Source organism: Ochrobactrum sp. SSR (genome assembly GCF_030067775.1).
In the GTDB taxonomy this organism is placed as follows: domain Bacteria; phylum Pseudomonadota; class Alphaproteobacteria; order Rhizobiales; family Rhizobiaceae; genus Brucella; species Brucella teleogrylli.
In genome coordinates this window covers 228,408-244,316 of record NZ_CP125970.1, presented here as the reverse complement: position 1 = coordinate 244,316, position 15,909 = coordinate 228,408, and the positions used below count along the sequence as shown (strand labels likewise).

Below are 15,909 nucleotides of genomic sequence, written 5' to 3'. Positions count from 1 at the left end.
CTCGAAGCACGAGGGTTCCAGATGGAAATTGATATGTTTGCCAGCCGTTTCCCGTCCTTCGAGACGCCGCCTGCGGCGGCTCCTCAGCAACCGTGTTGTTGAGAGGTCCAAGGAGTTCGCCTTCGCAGGATGGTGTTAAGAATGGTTGCGAGCTTTCGCATGGCGGCGACGATGGCGACCTTTGGCGGTTTTCCGGCATCGCGCAGCCTTGTGTAGAAGATCTTGATTGTTGTCGAGCAACGAATGGCCGACAGGGTGGCCATGTAGAGTGCGCAACGCACGGTAGTGCGGCCACCGCCGATATGGCGCTGCCCGCGCATCATGCCGCTGTCATAGGCTATAGGAGCAACCCCTATCAGAGCGGCGAGCTTCTTGTCATCAATGCTGCCCAGTTCCGGCAGTTCGGCGATGAGAATGGCGGCTGTTGTCTCGCCGATGCCGGGTACCGAGAGCAGGAGGTTGCGCCGTTCTGCCATCTCGGGTTCAGCCTCGATGGCCAAGGCGATAGCCGTGTCGATGCGGATGAGCTGCGCCTTGAAGGAGGCAAGCAACTCATGGATGAGAGCGGCGATGTCTGCAGATGCATGTTCGAGGCGGTTCTTCTCGGCAATGGCCATGTCGATGAGTTGGCGGCGGCGTGTCACCAGCGCGGCCAAGGCAATGCGGCCGTCGTCGATATGGGGGATCTGTGCCGGCCGCATCGCCTTGGCGAAGTGCAGGATGACCCGCGCATCGACCCGATCGGTCTTGGCCAACCGACCGCTGGCTCTGGCAAAGTCGCGGACCTGGCGGGGATTAACGACGGCAACCGCAATGCCAACCGCCGCCAACGTGCGCACCATAGGCGTCTCGTAGCCGCCAGTTGCTTCGACAACGACCAGACTGGCTCCCGCTACCGCGGCTGCGAGTTCATGGCAGCCTGTCACATCGTTGTTCCATCGCGCCACCGATGTGACCCCGTAGCGCGCAACATCCAGATAGGCCTTGGAGACATCTATCCCGACCATAAAATCCTGTGAGGCATCCATGGGTGCTCCTCCTTGCAACGCGGGCTCAAAGCCCAGCCAACCGTTCGAGCGAAAGGATGCAACGGAGGCGCTTGCTGAGGCACGGGGTCAAGTCCCAAGGATGACACGCGCCTCCGTCACGTCACCTATTTTACACTATCGACAACGTACAAGGATGAGGGAAAAGGATCACTACGACGGCGACGTGTTGATTTTGCTCATATCGAGTTCGATACGCAGAATATCGCCCGGTTTGATTTCCGTCCGCTCGTTGCCGACGATGTCCTGAAACGAGCCATTGACGTTGCGGCTGATCGTGAAGATCAGCTTCTTGCGCATATCGGATGATGAGATATTGCCGGAAGACTTGGCGATTTCCGCCATGGTCTGGATTTGCGCGCCGCTGCGCCGCTCCATCCGCGCCAGATTGAGATCGACCTCCTGCAAGCTGGTTGCCGCATCGCTGCGCCGGACCTCTTCCAGATTGGCGATACGCTGCTGCACGGCGAGCTGGTTTTGCCGCGCCCGCGCCAGAAATGACGCCAGCTCCAGCGCATCTCGGCGGGTCGCCGACAGGTCACGTTCCTGATCACGCAGGTTCGATTTGGCGGCAAGGCCGCGATCGACCAACGACCGGCTGGAATCTACATTTTCCTGCAACAGCTGGATTTCGGAATCATGCAGCTTGATGCTTTCCTGCAATGTGCGGATTTCATCGCCATAACTTGCGACCTGCGCTTCCAGTGCCTGCCGCTCGGCTTTCATATTGGTGCGGCGCACGTCGAACAGCGTGCGTTCGCCTTCCAGCATATGCTGGACCATCACCTGATCGTCTTTCGATACGTTGGATTGCTGCGATGGCGTGTAGTCGAACTCGCCCCCCTGCAATTCGGCAGCCAGGCGCGCACGGCGGATTGTCTGGGCGGCAATCTGCAATTGCAGATCGGAATATTCCTGCTGTGCAGCGATCAGCTGCATCCCTGCGGTCATGGCGGGCGCTTCGCCCTTGCCCGCGCCACCGCCGAGCGCCATCAGTTCCAGCGCGACCATACCCGGCCTGTACTCATATTTGCCGGGCGACTTGATATCGCCGACAACAAAGACCGGCGCATATTGATTGATCGTCGCCGTCACCGTCAGACCCGGAATATGCTGCGACAGGGATGCGGCGATCCTCTCACTGATTTCAATCGTCGTCAGTCCGCGCACGGAAACGTTGCCGACAACCGGGTAACCGATATTGCCATCCACATCGACGGGATAGAGCCCGGTGAGGGAAGGTTGGCCATAAACCGTGACTTGCAGCACGTCATTCGCTCCGACGCGGTAAATCTGCCCCTCGGCCAGCGCCAGATTGCCCGCGCCGAACAACAGCGCGGCGGAAAACACCGATGCCTGCAAATGACGGGCGAAGCGGTGCCTCTCTATGATCTTTGGCATGGCTCCCCCTCCTATATCTGTCTCTGGGTCGGGTCCGGCACAGACCGGCCACGCTTGAACAGCGCCGACAGCAGGGCGCGGCCTGTCGCCAACGTGTCGGCCATCCTTCCCGTGTAGATCGCCGGGGCCTGACTGACGACGGCAAGCGCGGGCTTGCGGCCAAAAGAGGCCAGCGTCTGCACCAGCGCATTGGTTGCACCGGAATCGCGCCGGTCATCGCTGACCACAAGAAGTGCTGTATCCGTGGCGCGGGACATCAGAACCGACCGCTTGTCTTCCTTGAAGGGCGGCAAATCCACCAGGATGATCTTGTGATCGGCGCGCAGCTGCGCAATGAGCCCGCCCAGCCAGTCGCCTTCCGGGGCTGGTCGATGCGGCCTGATGATATCGATGCCCGAGCCATGATCGTGAATCAGTGCCGCACCACTCAGCTTTTTGGCTGTAGCGGGTGGCTGCAAATCACCAACAGGCAGACCGAAAGCCGCACAAAGGCCGGACTGGCCATTGGTCGCATCAATCACCGCTATCGAAACACCGCTCGCGGCAAATTGCTGTGCCAGCGCCGTGATTACCAGACTTTTGCCGTCGGTATCGGACAGGGAAATGACGGATAGAGCGAGTGAATCGCGTCCTCGCGTCAACGCCCGCAGACGATCGTGCACGGACTTGATGGCGCGCCCGAAAGCGCTGGCCGGGTCCAGCCCGCCATTGATCAGCAAAGGTACGGTCAGGCGCGGCGTTTTAGGCAGCAAGGTTGCCGCCGGAATTCCCGGCAAAGCGAGCGATGAAGTCTGCGCCGGTCTGATCCGATCGAAGGTCTCCTTCAGCATCGCACCCGCAACGGCAAAAAGCCCGCCCAAGCCGATGCCGAGCAGCAGCCAGTTGATCAGTTTCGGGCTTGCCTTGGCCATCGCCGGTTCGGCGCTGGAAATAAGCTGCGCTTCTGCCGAGGCGATACCGTCCTGCTCGATCAGTTGCTTGTACCGCGTCAGATAACTTTCATAGACAACGCGGCTGGCATTGGCTTCGCGGTCGAGCTGCGCCGCCGTTACCTGCGCCTGATTGGCGCTGGCAAGGTCCGCTTCAGCGGCTTTCAGCGCCTCTTCGAGACTTGACCGCCTTTGCCGGGCGATCTGGATTTCATTGCTAAGGCTCTGCACGATCTGATCGACCTGCCCGACAATCTGTTGTCGCAGCGCATCCCGCTCTGCCGTCAAAACCGGAATCTCGGCGCTTTTCAAAGCACCGTTCGATTGCAGCTCGCCCAGCTGGCGTTCAACACGCGCCTCTTCATTACGCAATTGCTGGATGGCCGGCGAGGCCAAAACTTCTGCCAGGGCCGGCGCATCGCTGCTGCCTTTCAGAGCTTGCGCAGTCTGCAACCGCGCTTCTGCTGACGACACGGCACCGGTTGCCGCGACGATCTCCGTATTCAAGGCCGCAACGCGCTGCGCCTGAAAGGTCATCTGCCCCTGATCACCCGCCAGACCGGATTTCTGCCGGAAATCTTCCGCCGCCCGTTCGGCGGTTTCAAGATCGTTGCGCAATGTGACCAGCTTTTCGCCAAGCCACTCGCTGACGCGCTTGGCCGCCGATTGCTGCACATCCACCTGATGGTCGAGATAGGCGGTCGCGAATGCATTGGCGACCTTGGCGGCATAGACCGGATCGGATGCACGATACGAAATGAAGATCGTATAGGAACGACCGTCGTTGGTAACCTGCAACCGCGACAGCAGAAGGTCGATCTGCTGCCGCTCCTGTGTCGCCGGATCGCTATCCTGCGTCGCCGCGGGCGGCACCGTGAAGCCGTCCGCCTTCAGGATATCGATGACCTTACGCGCCATCATCCGCGAATTGATGATATCAAGCTCGGAGCGCAAAACCGGGCTATCCTGCGGCAGCGGCGTGATGGCGCTTTCACTTGGAAGCGCCTGTAGACGGCGCATGTCCAGAACAACCACAGCCTCCGAGACGTAAGAGACCGGGGCATTCATATAGCCGAGGAAACCGGCCCCTATGCCCACGAGAATGGGCACGGTCAGCATCAGCCTTCTGCGCTTGACAGTGTCCAGAAGGTCGGCAACCGGCTGCCGCGCGCTTCCTGATGAAACGTCGGAGATAATCACAACAATGCTCCTTCACGGGAGGATCAGCTTGGATTGGACGGCTATTGCAGGTCGGAAAATGAAGTTTCCGAAGGGAAAAGCTCGTTGATGATGCAGGCTACTTCCGTGCGGTTGGTCACCTTGAGCTTCTTCATGATATTGCGAATATGCACTTTCACCGTGCTTTCGCGCAGCTTCAGCTCATAGGCGATGATCTTGTTGGCCTTGCCACGACGCAACGCATTGACGACCTCGGCCTGCCGCTGTGTGAACATGCCGCCCAGTGGCTGAATACGCTGCGCGCCCGTGTCGGTTGCATGGCGCAGCGCCAGAACACTGCTTGCCGGGACGAAAGTGCCGCCCGCCATGGCGAGACGCAGCGCTTCGATACAGACATTCAGATTGACCGATGTGGGGATATAGCCCTTCACGCCATGCTCCAGCGCGCGGACGACCTGCGATATTTCTTCCTTGTCGGCAAGGATGATCACCGGCGCAGGCGCGCATTCGGAAACGAGTGATTTCAGATAATTGCCGACCGCCGGATCGGATACTTTCTGCCCGCCCACATTGAAGAGAACAGCGGCAGCGGTCCGGCTACGACGCTGATGTTGCCATTGCTCGAAAGAACTGAAGGTTGCAATGGCCATATCGGCGCAATTATTGGTTAATCCATGCGCCAGACATTCGCGATCCAAGGCGCGGCTGTCTATGATGACGATCAGGGACTGTTCCCTTTCCTTGGTAAAGTCACGCTGGTCAGCAACGCGGCCCCCATACACATTGCGAGAGTTGAGGCTCTCGTCCTTATCCTTGAACTGTGCAGAAATATTCATTTTAACGCCCTCTGAATCTTTTAAGAACGCAACCCTCTTCCATGTTTAACCGCAGTTAAACACAAGGATTACATCGTGTTCTATTTTATGATTGTATTCAGTCGCCCTAAGATCTTGTATATTTCTTATTTTTCTAAATTATTGCCGAACTCCCCCGGGCTGTCATTAACCTAGATTAACGGGCGAATAGAAATATGGTTTAGGGTGTATCCGTTATTCTACCCAATTAGTGGTAGAAAATGCCCTCTTGCCAAATCATTGCCCCTCACGGAAGCTTGGCCGTCGAATATGACGCTTTTCGTGCAGGACGAGCCGGGCAATCATCCTGATATCCAAACCACGCACCGGGTAACGCCGATGGGGCTGAATAACGAAGACAACACGCTGCTCAATCTTCTCAAGAACCCACCCATCGATGCGACCTTCGAGGCGAATGACCTGAATGTTCTGCGATCGATGCCGGTTTCGACCAGGCACTATGCGCCACATACGATCATATCCAGACAGGGTGACTGGACGAATTCGGTGCTCATCATCAACAGCGGATGGTGCTGCATCTATCGCGACCTGTCGAATGGCGACAGGCAGATCCTCGACTTTCCGATGAAGGGCGACCTTTTGGGGTTCCGCACGGGATTGGGCTTCAACTATTACACGCTGTTTTCAATCACTGACATTTCGGTGCTGGAAATCAACCTCGATACGCTGGTTGAAAACATGCTGAAATCGGCGCGTCTGGCCATGGCTTTCATGGAGATGACGGCGCGCCAGCGCACCATTCTGCTGGAACATCTGATCAGTCTGGGACGACGCGCATCAGTTTCGCGCGTTGCACATCTTCTGCTTGAACTGGGCTATCGCGCGCGGGCCAATGGCACCGGCGACGAGAACGGCTTCTATTGCCCCATCACCCAGAGCGAACTGGCCGATGCGCTCGGCCTGACGCCGATCCACACCAACCGGATGCTCCGCGAACTGCGGGAGGACAATCTCTTGACCTTCCGGAACAATGAGGTGAAATTCCTCAACCGGACGGCGCTCATGCAGATTTGCAGCTTCGATGAAAGCTATCTCGCGGCCAATATTTTTGCGAGCATCCACAAATCCAACCGTTGAAGCTTTACTAGCCCTCACGGCATCCGCTCCGTTAGTCAGCATTATCGGCTTTGTTTATCAAATCTTATCCGTATAGAGGCCAATACTGCGCCTGAGCAATCAGACGAGGAAAAACGTATGGGCGGCGCGGCAAGCGAAGAACTCATTCACGTGCTCTATATCACGGCCATTGTCGCCGAAGCCATGACAGCAGCGCTGGCCGCCGGGCGTCGGGAAATGGACTGGATTGGCGTGTTCCTGCTTGGCTGTGTAACCGCCCTTGGCGGCGGGTCGGTACGCGATGTTCTGCTTGATCATCATCCGCTGTCATGGGTGCAGCATCCGAGCTATCTGGTGATCACCGGTTTTGCTGCTTTGGCCACCATCCTCATCGCGCGCCATATGCATCGCCTGCGGCAGATGTTCCTTTTCCTCGACGCTATCGGCCTGGTGGTGTTCACGGTGATTGGCTGCGGCGTGGCGCTTGGCATGAATATGCCGATCATCATCGTGATTGCAGCAGGCATGATCACCGGCTGCGTCGGCGGCGTGTTGCGGGATGTGCTGTGCAACGATGTGCCACTGCTGTTCCGCTCGGAGCTCTACGCCACCGTGTCAGTCGTCACCGGCGGCATTTTTCTCGGCGGCCTATATCTGAATGTGCCGCACGGTCCCGCCGCCTTCGTGGCGATGGCGGCCGGGCTTGTTCTGCGACTTCTGGCGCTGCGCTTCAACTGGAGCATGCCCAAATTCGTCTATACAAAGGACCTGCACTGACTTGAGTTGGGTCTATCGTTGCTTTTTCTGGCGGCGTGAGCGCAGCCAGAAAATGGCGAAGAAACCCAGCACGAAAACAATCGCGAAGATTGCGGCGGCCACATGCGAGCGCGCGCCCAGTGCCAGCATGATGCTCGGCACAAAATAAGCGAGTACCCCGAAACCAATCAGGATGACGGCGGCGGCGATGGCCGGATGGCTTTTCTGCGGTTCAGCCAAGATTTCGGAACTCCTCAAATCTCTTTATCTGCTGGCCGTCACTATCAAAGTTTTCCGGTGCAAGCCATGCCTGATAGGCTTTCTTGAGCGCAGGCCATTCACTGTCGAGGATCGAATACCAGGCCGTGTCGCGGTTCTTGCCCTTGGCCACCATATGCTGGCGGAAAATCCCCTCGAAGGTAAAGCCGAAACGCTCCGCTGCGCGCTTGGACGGCGCATTGTCGTTGTTGCACTTCCATTCATAACGACGATAGCCAAGCTCATCGAAGATATATTGCATGAACAGAAACTGCGCTTCCGTTGCCGCGGGCTTGCGCGAAATCAGCGGCCCCCAATAGATATTGCCGATCTCGATCACGCCATACACAGGATCAATGCGCATCAGGGTCTGGCGACCGGCCACCTTGCCACTGGCCTTGTCGATGACGGCGAAGAACAACGGGTCCTCGCTTTTTGACACCTTGTCCAGCCAAGGCTCGAATTCCGCGCGGGTTGCGGGTGGAAATTCGAACAACCAGGTGAAACGCTGGTCGGCGTCAGTCACCGACGACGCTGCAAAAAGCTCGTCGCCATGCTTTTGCGGGTCGAGCGGTTCAAGGCGCACATAGCGCCCTTCCAGCACTTTGCGTTCAGGTTTCGGGCGTGGCGTCCAGTTCTGCAAATCAGTCATGTTGTTCTCCCAGTCAGCAAGACAGGAGCATAAAAGCAGTGCCACGCAAACCAGATTATTGTAGCCGTTTCATTTTTACCGAATGGCAGCCCGGTCCACCGAGACAGCCTTCACCAAGGCAACCACCCGTTCGCCTGCCCGCAAGCCCAGATCGTCCACCGAGCGGCGCGTCAGACGCGCCTCCAGATGCCGCCCCTGAAAGTCGAGGGAGACATGCGCGTTCGGCCCCTCGCCTGCTTCGATGCCCGTAATGATGACCGGCAGCACATTGCGAATGCTGATTGCGTCTGGCGCCTGACGCGCCAGAGAAACGTCCCGCGCCCGCACGCGCAGTCGCACATGCATACCCTGTTTCAGCCCCGTATCCGTCAACTGGAACGAAGTGCCGCCGAGGTCGATTTCCGCCAGCTTGTAACTCTGGTCATAAGAGGCGACCGTGCCTTCCAGCAGCACGCCTGCTCCATCGCCTTCATCGATCAGCGGAAATATCGAAGCCGCCTCGCCGCTTGCCGTCACCTTGCCGCCGGAAAGAAGCACGATCTCATCGGCCAGCCGCGCCACCTCGTCAATGTCGTGGCTGACATAGACAACCGGCACATGGCTTTCGTCACGCAACCGCTCGACAAAGGGCAATATCTCCTGTCGGCGCGCATGATCCAGCGAGGAAAGCGGCTCGTCCAGCAGCAGTAGTGCCGGATCTGACAACAGCGCCCGGCCAATAGCGACACGCTGGCGCTCGCCGCCCGATAACGTCGTTGGGCGACGGTCGAGAAGCTGTTCGATGCCGAGAAGCGCTACCACCTCATCGAAATTGCGCGTGGCCTGCCGGTGTCCCGCCCAGCGCGCATAGGTCAGGTTGCGCTCGACGCTCATATGCGGAAACAGGCGGGCTTCCTGAAAGACATAACCGATGCGCCGCTTCTCCGGTGGCAGATCAATGCCCTTATCGGCGTCGAACAGCGCAAAATCGCCAACCGCAATGCGACCGCTTTCCGGGCGCAACGTTCCGGCAATCATCTTCAAAAGCGTGGTTTTGCCCGCCCCCGAATGGCCGAACAAAGCAGTGACGCCACCACCCGCTGCAAAATCGGCTTCAACGGCGAATTTGCCATTGCGGCCCTTGATGGAAACAAAGAGCCCACTCATTTGGCATCTCCGGCAAGCCTGCGCTGCAACCATTCGGACAGCACGACGGCTATGATGGAAATCGCAGCCGATATGGCAATCAGTCGGAAGGCTTCAGCATCGCCCGATGGCGTTTGCATCAAAGCATAAATCGCAAGCGAGAGGGTTCGCGTCTCGCCGGGAATATTGGAAACAAAGGTGATGGTCGCGCCGAATTCACCCAGCGCCTTGGCAAAACCAAGCACGGCACCTGCCAGAACGCCCGGCAAAAGCGGCGGCAGGATCACGGTGAAAAAGGCCACAAGCCTGCTGGCACCCAATGTCCGCGCCGCTTCTTCAAGCCCGCGATCCAGCCCTTCAATCGACAGGCGGATCGGACGGACGAGCAGCGGAAACGCCATGACACCGGCGGCAAGAGCAGCACCGGTCCACCGAAAGGAAAAGGACAGGCCGAACCATTCCTGCATGGGTGCGCCGAACGCCCCTCTTGCACCGAACAGGATCAACAGCAGATAGCCTGTGACCACCGGCGGCAGAACCAGCGGCATGGTCACAAGCGCCTGCGCCAGAGACTTGCCCGGAAAATCGAACCGGGCAAGAATCCACGCGACAAGGAACGCGACTGGCAAAGCGACAAGGATGGCAATTCCGGCAACCCGGAGTGACAGCAGCACAATCGGCCAGACGCCCACTTCCATCATCACTTGCCCGCCTCCGCAGCGCCGACAAAGCCCTTGTCCTTGATGATCGCCTGACCGGCATCGCTTTCAAGGAAAGCAAGGAAGGCCTTGGCGGCATCGTTTTCATTCTTTTCAATGAGAGCCGCCGGATAGAGGATCGGCGCGTGACTGGTTACCGGGAAACGGTAGGCTTCCACCAGATCGGGCGCGGCAGCACGGTCGGAAGCATAGACAATGGCCGCCTTAACTTCGCCACGGCTGACATACTGCAGTGCCACGCGCACATTCTCCGCGAAGACGCCATTCTTCTCGACATCTTTCCAGATATCGAGCTTTTCCAGCGCGGCCTTGCCGTATTTACCGGCAGGCACGTTGGACGGATCGCCCATGGAGAAACGGCCAGCGCTCAACAGTTCCTTGACATCGGCCTTCGCCGTATCCTTCTGTGTGGCGATAACCAGCGCATTGCCTGCGATCACCTTGCGCGACGCCGTGTCGATGGCATTGGCCTTCTCGACATAGTCCATCCAGTCGAGATCGGCGGAAATGAAAATCTGCGCCGGTGCGCCCTGCTCGATCTGCTTGGCCAGGACCGACGAAGACGCGAAGGAAGCGACCACTTCCGTGCCGTCCTTGGCCTTGATCTGCTTGGCGGCTTCTTCGATCACATCCTTCATGCTCGCGGCGGCAAAGACCGTTACCTTTTCGGCGGCATGCGCGACCGAAGCGGTGCCAGCGGCAATTGTGATAAGAAATGCGGCGATAAGTTTTTTCATGACTACCCTCCATATTGCCCGTTTGAACGGACAAACACCATCATCCGCCGGAATGAACCGGCGCGCTTTTTTGCGATGATGGGTGTGATGGAGGCAAACGCGACCCGGATGCCGTCAGACCCTTGATGCACGGGCGTCCATGCAAAAGCCGCCCAAAATTCCGTAACGAATTCAGTTCGTTCCGAAATCGGCGTCACCATAATGCGGTGCAACTTGTTTGGCTAGTGGCTAAAGAAGGCTCAACTGCCGATATGCTTGTGTTGTCCACGCGCTTTGGCGAGACCGATCTGCTTTTGACGCTCGGCATAACGGGCGCGATCTTCCGGCGTGCGCTCATCATAGCAACCGGCGCAGGAAATACCTTCCTCGAAGAACTTCGACAGCTTGTCCTCTGGCGTGATCGGACGACGGCAGGCGCGGCAAAGCTCCACGTCGCTTTCGGTCAGGCCATGGCCAACGGCTACGCGCTCGTCGAACACGAAGCACTCGCCGTTCCACATGCTCTCTTCCTGCGGGACTTCTTCCAGATATTTGAGAATGCCGCCCTTCAGATGGAAGACATCGTCAAAGCCGAGGCCTTTCACAAAGGCCGTCGCCTTTTCGCAGCGAATACCGCCGGTGCAGAACATGGCAATCTTCTTGCCTTCCAGCTTGTCGCGGTTCTGTTCTACCCAGCTCGGAAATTCACGAAAAGTCTTGGTCTGCGGATCGAGAGCGCCCTCGAACGTACCGATCGCATATTCATAATCGTTGCGCGTATCGACAACGACCGTATTTTCGTCGGCAATCAGGGCGTTCCAGTCTTGCGGGGCAATATAGGTGCCGACGCTTTTCAGCGGATCGATACCATCGACGCCCATCGTGACGATTTCCCGCTTCAGCCGCACCTTCATGCGATTGAACGGCATTTCGCTTGCATGGGAATATTTCAGTTCCGGCTGGCTGAGTCCCGGAATGGCGGTGATGTGCTGGACAAGCTTTTCAATCGCCTCGGCTGTGCCAGCCACAGTTCCGTTGATCCCTTCGGCAGCCAGAAGCAGCGTTCCCTTGATGCCGTTTCCACAGCAAAGCTGCGCCAGCGGCTCGCGCAGGCTTTCATATTGCGGCAGCGGCGCAAAGCAATAAAGGGCGGCGACGGTGAAAGGCAAATTGCTCATCGTTTGTGTCTTCTTTGAAAATCTACCCCGCAACTAATCCCCGGACACCGATAATTCAAGACAACTTTATCCTCACGGCCCCGGATGCGGCGAAAATTGCCACGAACACCACCGTCCAAGAGGAGAAATGCATGTTCGACAAACAGACCATCGATGCGATGACCGTCATGGCAAAACAGGCCGAGATCAATCCGGCGGCCTTGCTGGCGGTTGCGGAAGTGGAAAGCGGCGGTCGCGCGCTTTACGATGTGGATGGACAAAAGGAACCGGCAATCCGTTTCGAAGGGCATTATTTCGACCGCAGGCTTTCCGGGCGTATCCGCGACTATGCCCGCAAGAACGGCCTGTCCGCGCCGGAAGCTGGCAAGATCGCCAATCCGAAATCGCAAGGCGGCCGTTGGCTTTTGCTGGAACGAGCCATGGGTCTCGACAAGAAAGCCGCGTTGGAATCCACCTCCTGGGGTTTGGGTCAGGTCATGGGCGCGCATTGGGAATGGCTCGATTTTGCTTCGGTCGATGCGCTGGTGGCGGAAGCGCGCGGGTCGGTCGCCGGTCAGGTGCGGCTGATGCTGCGCTTCATCGAAAAGGCGGGGCTGGTGGAAGTCATGCGCGCCTGCGACTGGCGCAACTTCGCCAGACGCTATAATGGCCCCGCTTTCGCCCGCAACAATTACGACACGCGCATGGCCGCCGCCTATCAGCGCTGGCAGAAACAGCTTGATACTTTGAAGACTGCGGCCTGAAAACAACCTTGTCCCGGCTGTGGACAAGTGGGCCTCTTATATTTAAATCGATTTATCACATTGCGTGCATGTCCATTTTTGCGGAATCGTTGCACGTTCCGCAGAATATGCCGAAATACTCCAACAGCCGAGCGAGCCGATGCCCCAGAAAACCGATCTTCTCGTCCCCGTCATGAAAGGCCAGCCGGTTATTCCGGTGCTGCTGATCGACAAGGTAGAACACGCCGTGCCGCTGGCGCGCGCACTGGCCAAAGGCGGGCTTCCTGCCATCGAGATCACCTTGCGCACGGCAGCGGCGCTGGAAGCCATTCGCACTGTGGCTGATGAAGTGCCTGAAGCCATCGTCGGCGCCGGTACGATCCTCAACGCAAAGCAATATGAACAGGCGGCAAAGGCCGGTTCGCGCTTCATCGTCAGCCCCGGCGCGACGAGACAGATTGTCGACGCGGCCAATGACAGCGACGTGCCGCTGCTGCCTGCCGCCATCACGCCCAGCGAAATGCTGACGCTGCGCGAAGAAGGCTACACGCATCTGAAATTCTTCCCGGCGGAACAGGCCGGTGGCGCATCTTTCCTGAAGGCGCTTTCGTCTCCTCTGGCCGGAACCTTCTTCTGCCCAACCGGCGGCATCAGCCTCGCCAATGCAAAAACCTATCTCTCGCTGCCAAACGTCATTTGCGTCGGCGGATCGTGGGTTGCCCCGAAGGAACTCGTGGAAGCGGGCGATTGGGACGCCATCACCACGCTTGCACGTGATGCAGCCAGCCTGAAAGGCTGAGGTTCCTAGAGCATTTCCAGCAAAAGTGCGTAGCGCCTACGCAGGGAAATCAGTCCACTGGACTGATTTCTGATCCTGCTTCGATGCGTCGGATAATGCGTCAAAACAAATAGATAGAGCGGTTCCACGATTCCGTTTTAACCGAAACCGCTCTAAAACCGACCATAAAAAAGGGGCCTCCGTGGCCCCTTTTTCTTTGATGCCTTTGCGGCAATCAGTTCGTTGCGGTGAATTTTGCGACCGTCAGGAAGGTCACAGCATTGCCGCTGAACTTGTTTGCGCGTTCGCTGGGCAGATCACCCTGCTGGAAGCCAGCCGTATAGACCATTGCTGGGGCACTGCGCAGCGCATCGTTACGCAGAACCGGATTGGTGACCGGAGCCTTCTGCGCCATGGATTCCGACGACATTGCCATTTCTGCATTATGCACGGCTGCCGGCTGAACCACGGCCCGCGGCTTTGCCGAAGACGCTTTGGCAACACGACGAGCGCCCTTGGCGGTGGTGCGAACACCCGTATCAACCGCCTTGCCAACTGAGGCAGGCTGCTTGGCGCGGGCTGCCGGTTGAACCGGTGCCGCGACAGGCGCCAGAGAAGCCGTCTGAACCGGAGCTGGTTTCATCTCCACTTTGGCAACCGGTTCGGAGTCGTAATCGTCGCTCGGCGGGGCGATCAGCTCACCGATTTCGTCCTTTTTGGACAGCATTGCGAGCTGGGTGTTGGGCTCGGCGCGCGGTGCCTGCTGCGGCAGGGGCAAAGCACCCGCTTCACCCGGATTCGTTGGCGAAGAACCCGCACCGGCCACAGCCACGGCATCATTGTCGTGATTATTGACCAGCGCTGCAATTGCATCCTGACCGGTGGCGACAGGGTGCTCACCCGGACGTTCCGGACGCTGCGACGGGACAACCGCTGCAATAAGCTGCGCCTGCGCATCGTCGCCTTCAAGCTGCGGACGGGCCGACGGGATCGGCACGAAGCCGGTCATGAGCGGCGAAGCATCCGCCACCTGGGCCGCCGCATCAGGATCGGCGGCGGCAAGCGCCACGGCATCCTGCGGCGCCATTTCAGGCTTGCGCGCCGGGATCGGCACATTCATGGCGACGACAGCGGCACCTTGCTCGGCAACAGTGCCGGTCTGCGCCTGCGATTCGAGTGTTTGAGCGTTCAAACCAGTCTCAGGACGCGGAGCCTGCATCGGAACCGGCGCTTCACGCGCTGGCAATGCGGCAATCATCGTTTCGCGCGGCTGAGCCGGAGCTTCTTCCACCGGCGCTGCGGCTGGAGCCTGCTTGGCCGGAGCCGTGGCGCGCGCCGGACGCGCAGTCGCTGGCGCCGCGACATCGCCATTATCTTCTTCTTCATCCGCACCACCGCCGAAGAGCGCGCCAAACAGCGTCTTGCTCTTGCGCGTGGATGACGAATTGCTGGCCACCATGACCTCGCCGCCGCCACCGGCCTTGCGCTTCTCGATCATGGCCAGCGCCTGCTCATAGCCCGGCAATGGCTTGCCATCAGCCGGAAGGTGGGCCGTCTTGCCATCCGGGAACAGTGCCAGAAGCTCGCGACGGCTCATGCGCGGCCAGGAGCGGACATTGCCGACATCCATGTGCACGAAAGGCGAGCCCGAGCGCGGATAATAACCGACGCCGCCGATCTGGTAGCGCATGCCGATGCCGCGCAACTTGGCCAGATTGACGCCCGGAATGTAATAATCCATCGCGCGACCCAGCATATGCTGGCTCTTCTTGGCGACGCCGCGCGTGCTGGAACGCAGCATCGCGTTGGTCGCAGGCGAGCGATAGGCCGACACCACATTGATATATTCGCGCGAGCCGGTGGACTGATAGACCTGCCAGACCAGATCGAACAGGCGCGGGTCCATCTTGGTCGGCTCATTGCGGCGCCAGTCGCGCAGGAAAACGTTGAGGCGCTTCAGCCCTTCGGGCACATAGCGGCCATTCTTCTTGAAGACGATTTCCGCCTTCTCGCCGGTATGGACGTAATAAAGTTTGAGGGCGCGGGTTTCAGCCGAAGCCTGCGTGGGAGAAGCCACAAAGGCGATTGCCGCCGCAACAAGGGAAAACGAGAGAGACAGACGCGTCGTCGCACCGATCCGGGTTTTATTCCAGACATTCGCGAAACGCGCTTTCATGGTCGATATGCTGTTCATCGAATCGTATCGCCTTACCGTTTTGTCCGCCCCCAGAGGCTACAAGTCTGAAACTCGCGGCAACTGTCAGTCACGACAGTTGCAATTGGTCTCGCCCGCAGCTCTCTTTCCAAGTGACCTTTTCTGAGCGCCGCACGAAATCCGCTTCGTTCCGCCATAGATCCAATTGTCGGATTTAATGGTTAATGGACGCTTAGTGAACAACAAATGCGGAAACACCATGGCAAAAAAGACACAGGAGCGCATCTATTTTCGCTATGGTAAAAAAATTATTAACAGTCTTTAATTGGCAACAGGCACTCTTTCCGCCCCAAGGCGAAGATTA

The 15,909-nt window shown here is 58.5% G+C and carries 15 protein-coding genes; 4 read left to right on the top strand and 11 right to left on the bottom strand.

Features of this window, described 5'->3' with window-relative positions; genetic code table 11:
- Window positions 1–83: 83 nt before the first annotated feature.
- From QLQ11_RS12660 to QLQ11_RS12645, 4 genes are all read right to left on the bottom strand, one after another.
- Window positions 84–1,007: an IS110 family transposase gene (locus tag QLQ11_RS12660; protein WP_371830834.1), complete on the bottom strand. Its 924-nt coding sequence runs from the start codon at window positions 1,005–1,007 to the stop codon at window positions 84–86.
- 192 nt (window positions 1,008–1,199) lie between these two features.
- A complete protein-coding gene (locus QLQ11_RS12655) occupies window positions 1,200–2,447 on the bottom strand; it encodes a polysaccharide biosynthesis/export family protein (RefSeq protein ID WP_109367701.1) in 1,248 nt (415 codons plus the stop codon).
- An 11-nt stretch (window positions 2,448–2,458) separates the two neighbouring features.
- Window positions 2,459–4,576 carry an exopolysaccharide transport family protein gene (locus QLQ11_RS12650; RefSeq protein ID WP_109367702.1) on the bottom strand — a complete coding sequence of 706 codons (2,118 nt, stop codon included), beginning with the start codon at window positions 4,574–4,576 and terminating at the stop codon, window positions 2,459–2,461.
- A gap of 41 nt (window positions 4,577–4,617) precedes the next feature.
- The gene (locus tag QLQ11_RS12645) at window positions 4,618–5,391 is read right to left on the bottom strand and encodes a response regulator transcription factor (protein WP_109367703.1); all 774 of its coding nucleotides are present in this window, start codon (window positions 5,389–5,391) and stop codon (window positions 4,618–4,620) included.
- Window positions 5,392–5,748: 357 nt separating this feature from the next.
- Here QLQ11_RS12645 and QLQ11_RS12640 point away from each other — a divergent pair, with 357 nt between their 5' ends.
- Together QLQ11_RS12640 and QLQ11_RS12635 are read left to right on the top strand one after the other, a co-directional pair.
- The gene (locus tag QLQ11_RS12640; protein ID WP_349496908.1) at window positions 5,749–6,507 is read left to right on the top strand and encodes a Crp/Fnr family transcriptional regulator; all 759 of its coding nucleotides are present in this window, start codon (window positions 5,749–5,751) and stop codon (window positions 6,505–6,507) included.
- 117 nt (window positions 6,508–6,624) lie between these two features.
- The gene (locus QLQ11_RS12635; protein WP_109367704.1) at window positions 6,625–7,263 is read left to right on the top strand and encodes a trimeric intracellular cation channel family protein; all 639 of its coding nucleotides are present in this window, start codon (window positions 6,625–6,627) and stop codon (window positions 7,261–7,263) included.
- A 12-nt stretch (window positions 7,264–7,275) separates the two neighbouring features.
- On the opposite strand, the gene QLQ11_RS12630 is transcribed toward QLQ11_RS12635, so the two are convergent.
- The 6 genes from QLQ11_RS12630 to QLQ11_RS12605 form a co-directional block, all read right to left on the bottom strand.
- Window positions 7,276–7,482 carry a hypothetical protein gene (locus QLQ11_RS12630; protein WP_109367705.1) on the bottom strand — a complete coding sequence of 69 codons (207 nt, stop codon included), beginning with the start codon at window positions 7,480–7,482 and terminating at the stop codon, window positions 7,276–7,278.
- A complete protein-coding gene (locus QLQ11_RS12625) occupies window positions 7,475–8,152 on the bottom strand; it encodes a GNAT family N-acetyltransferase (protein WP_121538740.1) in 678 nt (225 codons plus the stop codon). Before QLQ11_RS12625 ends, QLQ11_RS12630 begins: the two co-directional genes overlap by 8 nt.
- A 75-nt stretch (window positions 8,153–8,227) precedes the next feature.
- Window positions 8,228–9,298, bottom strand: a complete 1,071-nt coding sequence (gene modC / locus QLQ11_RS12620) for a molybdenum ABC transporter ATP-binding protein (RefSeq protein ID WP_109367707.1) — start codon at window positions 9,296–9,298, stop codon at window positions 8,228–8,230.
- A complete protein-coding gene (gene modB, locus QLQ11_RS12615; protein WP_109367708.1) occupies window positions 9,295–9,978 on the bottom strand; it encodes a molybdate ABC transporter permease subunit in 684 nt (227 codons plus the stop codon). The genes modC and modB overlap by 4 nt, the downstream gene beginning before the upstream one ends.
- Window positions 9,978–10,733, bottom strand: a complete 756-nt coding sequence (gene modA / locus QLQ11_RS12610; RefSeq protein WP_109367709.1) for a molybdate ABC transporter substrate-binding protein — start codon at window positions 10,731–10,733, stop codon at window positions 9,978–9,980. Before modA ends, modB begins: the two co-directional genes overlap by 1 nt.
- Before the next feature lie 239 nt (window positions 10,734–10,972).
- Window positions 10,973–11,890 (bottom strand): rhodanese-related sulfurtransferase, encoded by a 918-nt coding sequence (locus QLQ11_RS12605; RefSeq protein ID WP_283736272.1) that lies wholly within the window; start codon window positions 11,888–11,890, stop codon window positions 10,973–10,975.
- Window positions 11,891–12,021: 131 nt separating this feature from the next.
- Between QLQ11_RS12605 and QLQ11_RS12600 the strand changes: the two genes are divergently transcribed.
- Both QLQ11_RS12600 and QLQ11_RS12595 read left to right on the top strand, forming a co-directional pair.
- A complete protein-coding gene (locus tag QLQ11_RS12600; protein ID WP_109367711.1) occupies window positions 12,022–12,633 on the top strand; it encodes an N-acetylmuramidase family protein in 612 nt (203 codons plus the stop codon).
- Between the two features lie 139 nt (window positions 12,634–12,772).
- Window positions 12,773–13,411, top strand: coding sequence for a 2-dehydro-3-deoxy-phosphogluconate aldolase (locus QLQ11_RS12595; RefSeq protein ID WP_109367712.1), 639 nt, complete (start codon window positions 12,773–12,775; stop codon window positions 13,409–13,411).
- A gap of 214 nt (window positions 13,412–13,625) precedes the next feature.
- Here the strand turns inward: QLQ11_RS12595 and QLQ11_RS12590 are convergent, their stop codons facing one another.
- Window positions 13,626–15,566, bottom strand: coding sequence for a DUF882 domain-containing protein (locus QLQ11_RS12590; RefSeq protein ID WP_371830833.1), 1,941 nt, complete (start codon window positions 15,564–15,566; stop codon window positions 13,626–13,628).
- Window positions 15,567–15,909: the final 343 nt, after the last annotated feature.

What these genes read in the sequence shown, in the direction of transcription:
- QLQ11_RS12660 (WP_371830834.1), bottom strand. Translation starts at nt 1,007, where the DNA reads ATGGTCGGGATAGATGTCTCCAAGGCCTATCTGGATGTTGCGCGCTAC.
- QLQ11_RS12655 (WP_109367701.1), bottom strand. Translation starts at nt 2,447, where the DNA reads ATGCCAAAGATCATAGAGAGGCACCGCTTCGCCCGTCATTTGCAGGCA.
- QLQ11_RS12645 (WP_109367703.1), bottom strand. Translation starts at nt 5,391, where the DNA reads ATGAATATTTCTGCACAGTTCAAGGATAAGGACGAGAGCCTCAACTCT.
- QLQ11_RS12640 (WP_349496908.1), top strand. Translation starts at nt 5,749, where the DNA reads ATGGGGCTGAATAACGAAGACAACACGCTGCTCAATCTTCTCAAGAAC.
- QLQ11_RS12635 (WP_109367704.1), top strand. Translation starts at nt 6,625, where the DNA reads ATGGGCGGCGCGGCAAGCGAAGAACTCATTCACGTGCTCTATATCACG.
- QLQ11_RS12625 (WP_121538740.1), bottom strand. Translation starts at nt 8,152, where the DNA reads ATGACTGATTTGCAGAACTGGACGCCACGCCCGAAACCTGAACGCAAA.
- modC (WP_109367707.1), bottom strand. Translation starts at nt 9,298, where the DNA reads ATGAGTGGGCTCTTTGTTTCCATCAAGGGCCGCAATGGCAAATTCGCC.
- modB (WP_109367708.1), bottom strand. Translation starts at nt 9,978, where the DNA reads ATGATGGAAGTGGGCGTCTGGCCGATTGTGCTGCTGTCACTCCGGGTT.
- modA (WP_109367709.1), bottom strand. Translation starts at nt 10,733, where the DNA reads ATGAAAAAACTTATCGCCGCATTTCTTATCACAATTGCCGCTGGCACC.
- QLQ11_RS12605 (WP_283736272.1), bottom strand. Translation starts at nt 11,890, where the DNA reads ATGAGCAATTTGCCTTTCACCGTCGCCGCCCTTTATTGCTTTGCGCCG.
- QLQ11_RS12600 (WP_109367711.1), top strand. Translation starts at nt 12,022, where the DNA reads ATGTTCGACAAACAGACCATCGATGCGATGACCGTCATGGCAAAACAG.
- QLQ11_RS12595 (WP_109367712.1), top strand. Translation starts at nt 12,773, where the DNA reads ATGCCCCAGAAAACCGATCTTCTCGTCCCCGTCATGAAAGGCCAGCCG.
- QLQ11_RS12590 (WP_371830833.1), bottom strand. Translation starts at nt 15,566, where the DNA reads ATGAAAGCGCGTTTCGCGAATGTCTGGAATAAAACCCGGATCGGTGCG.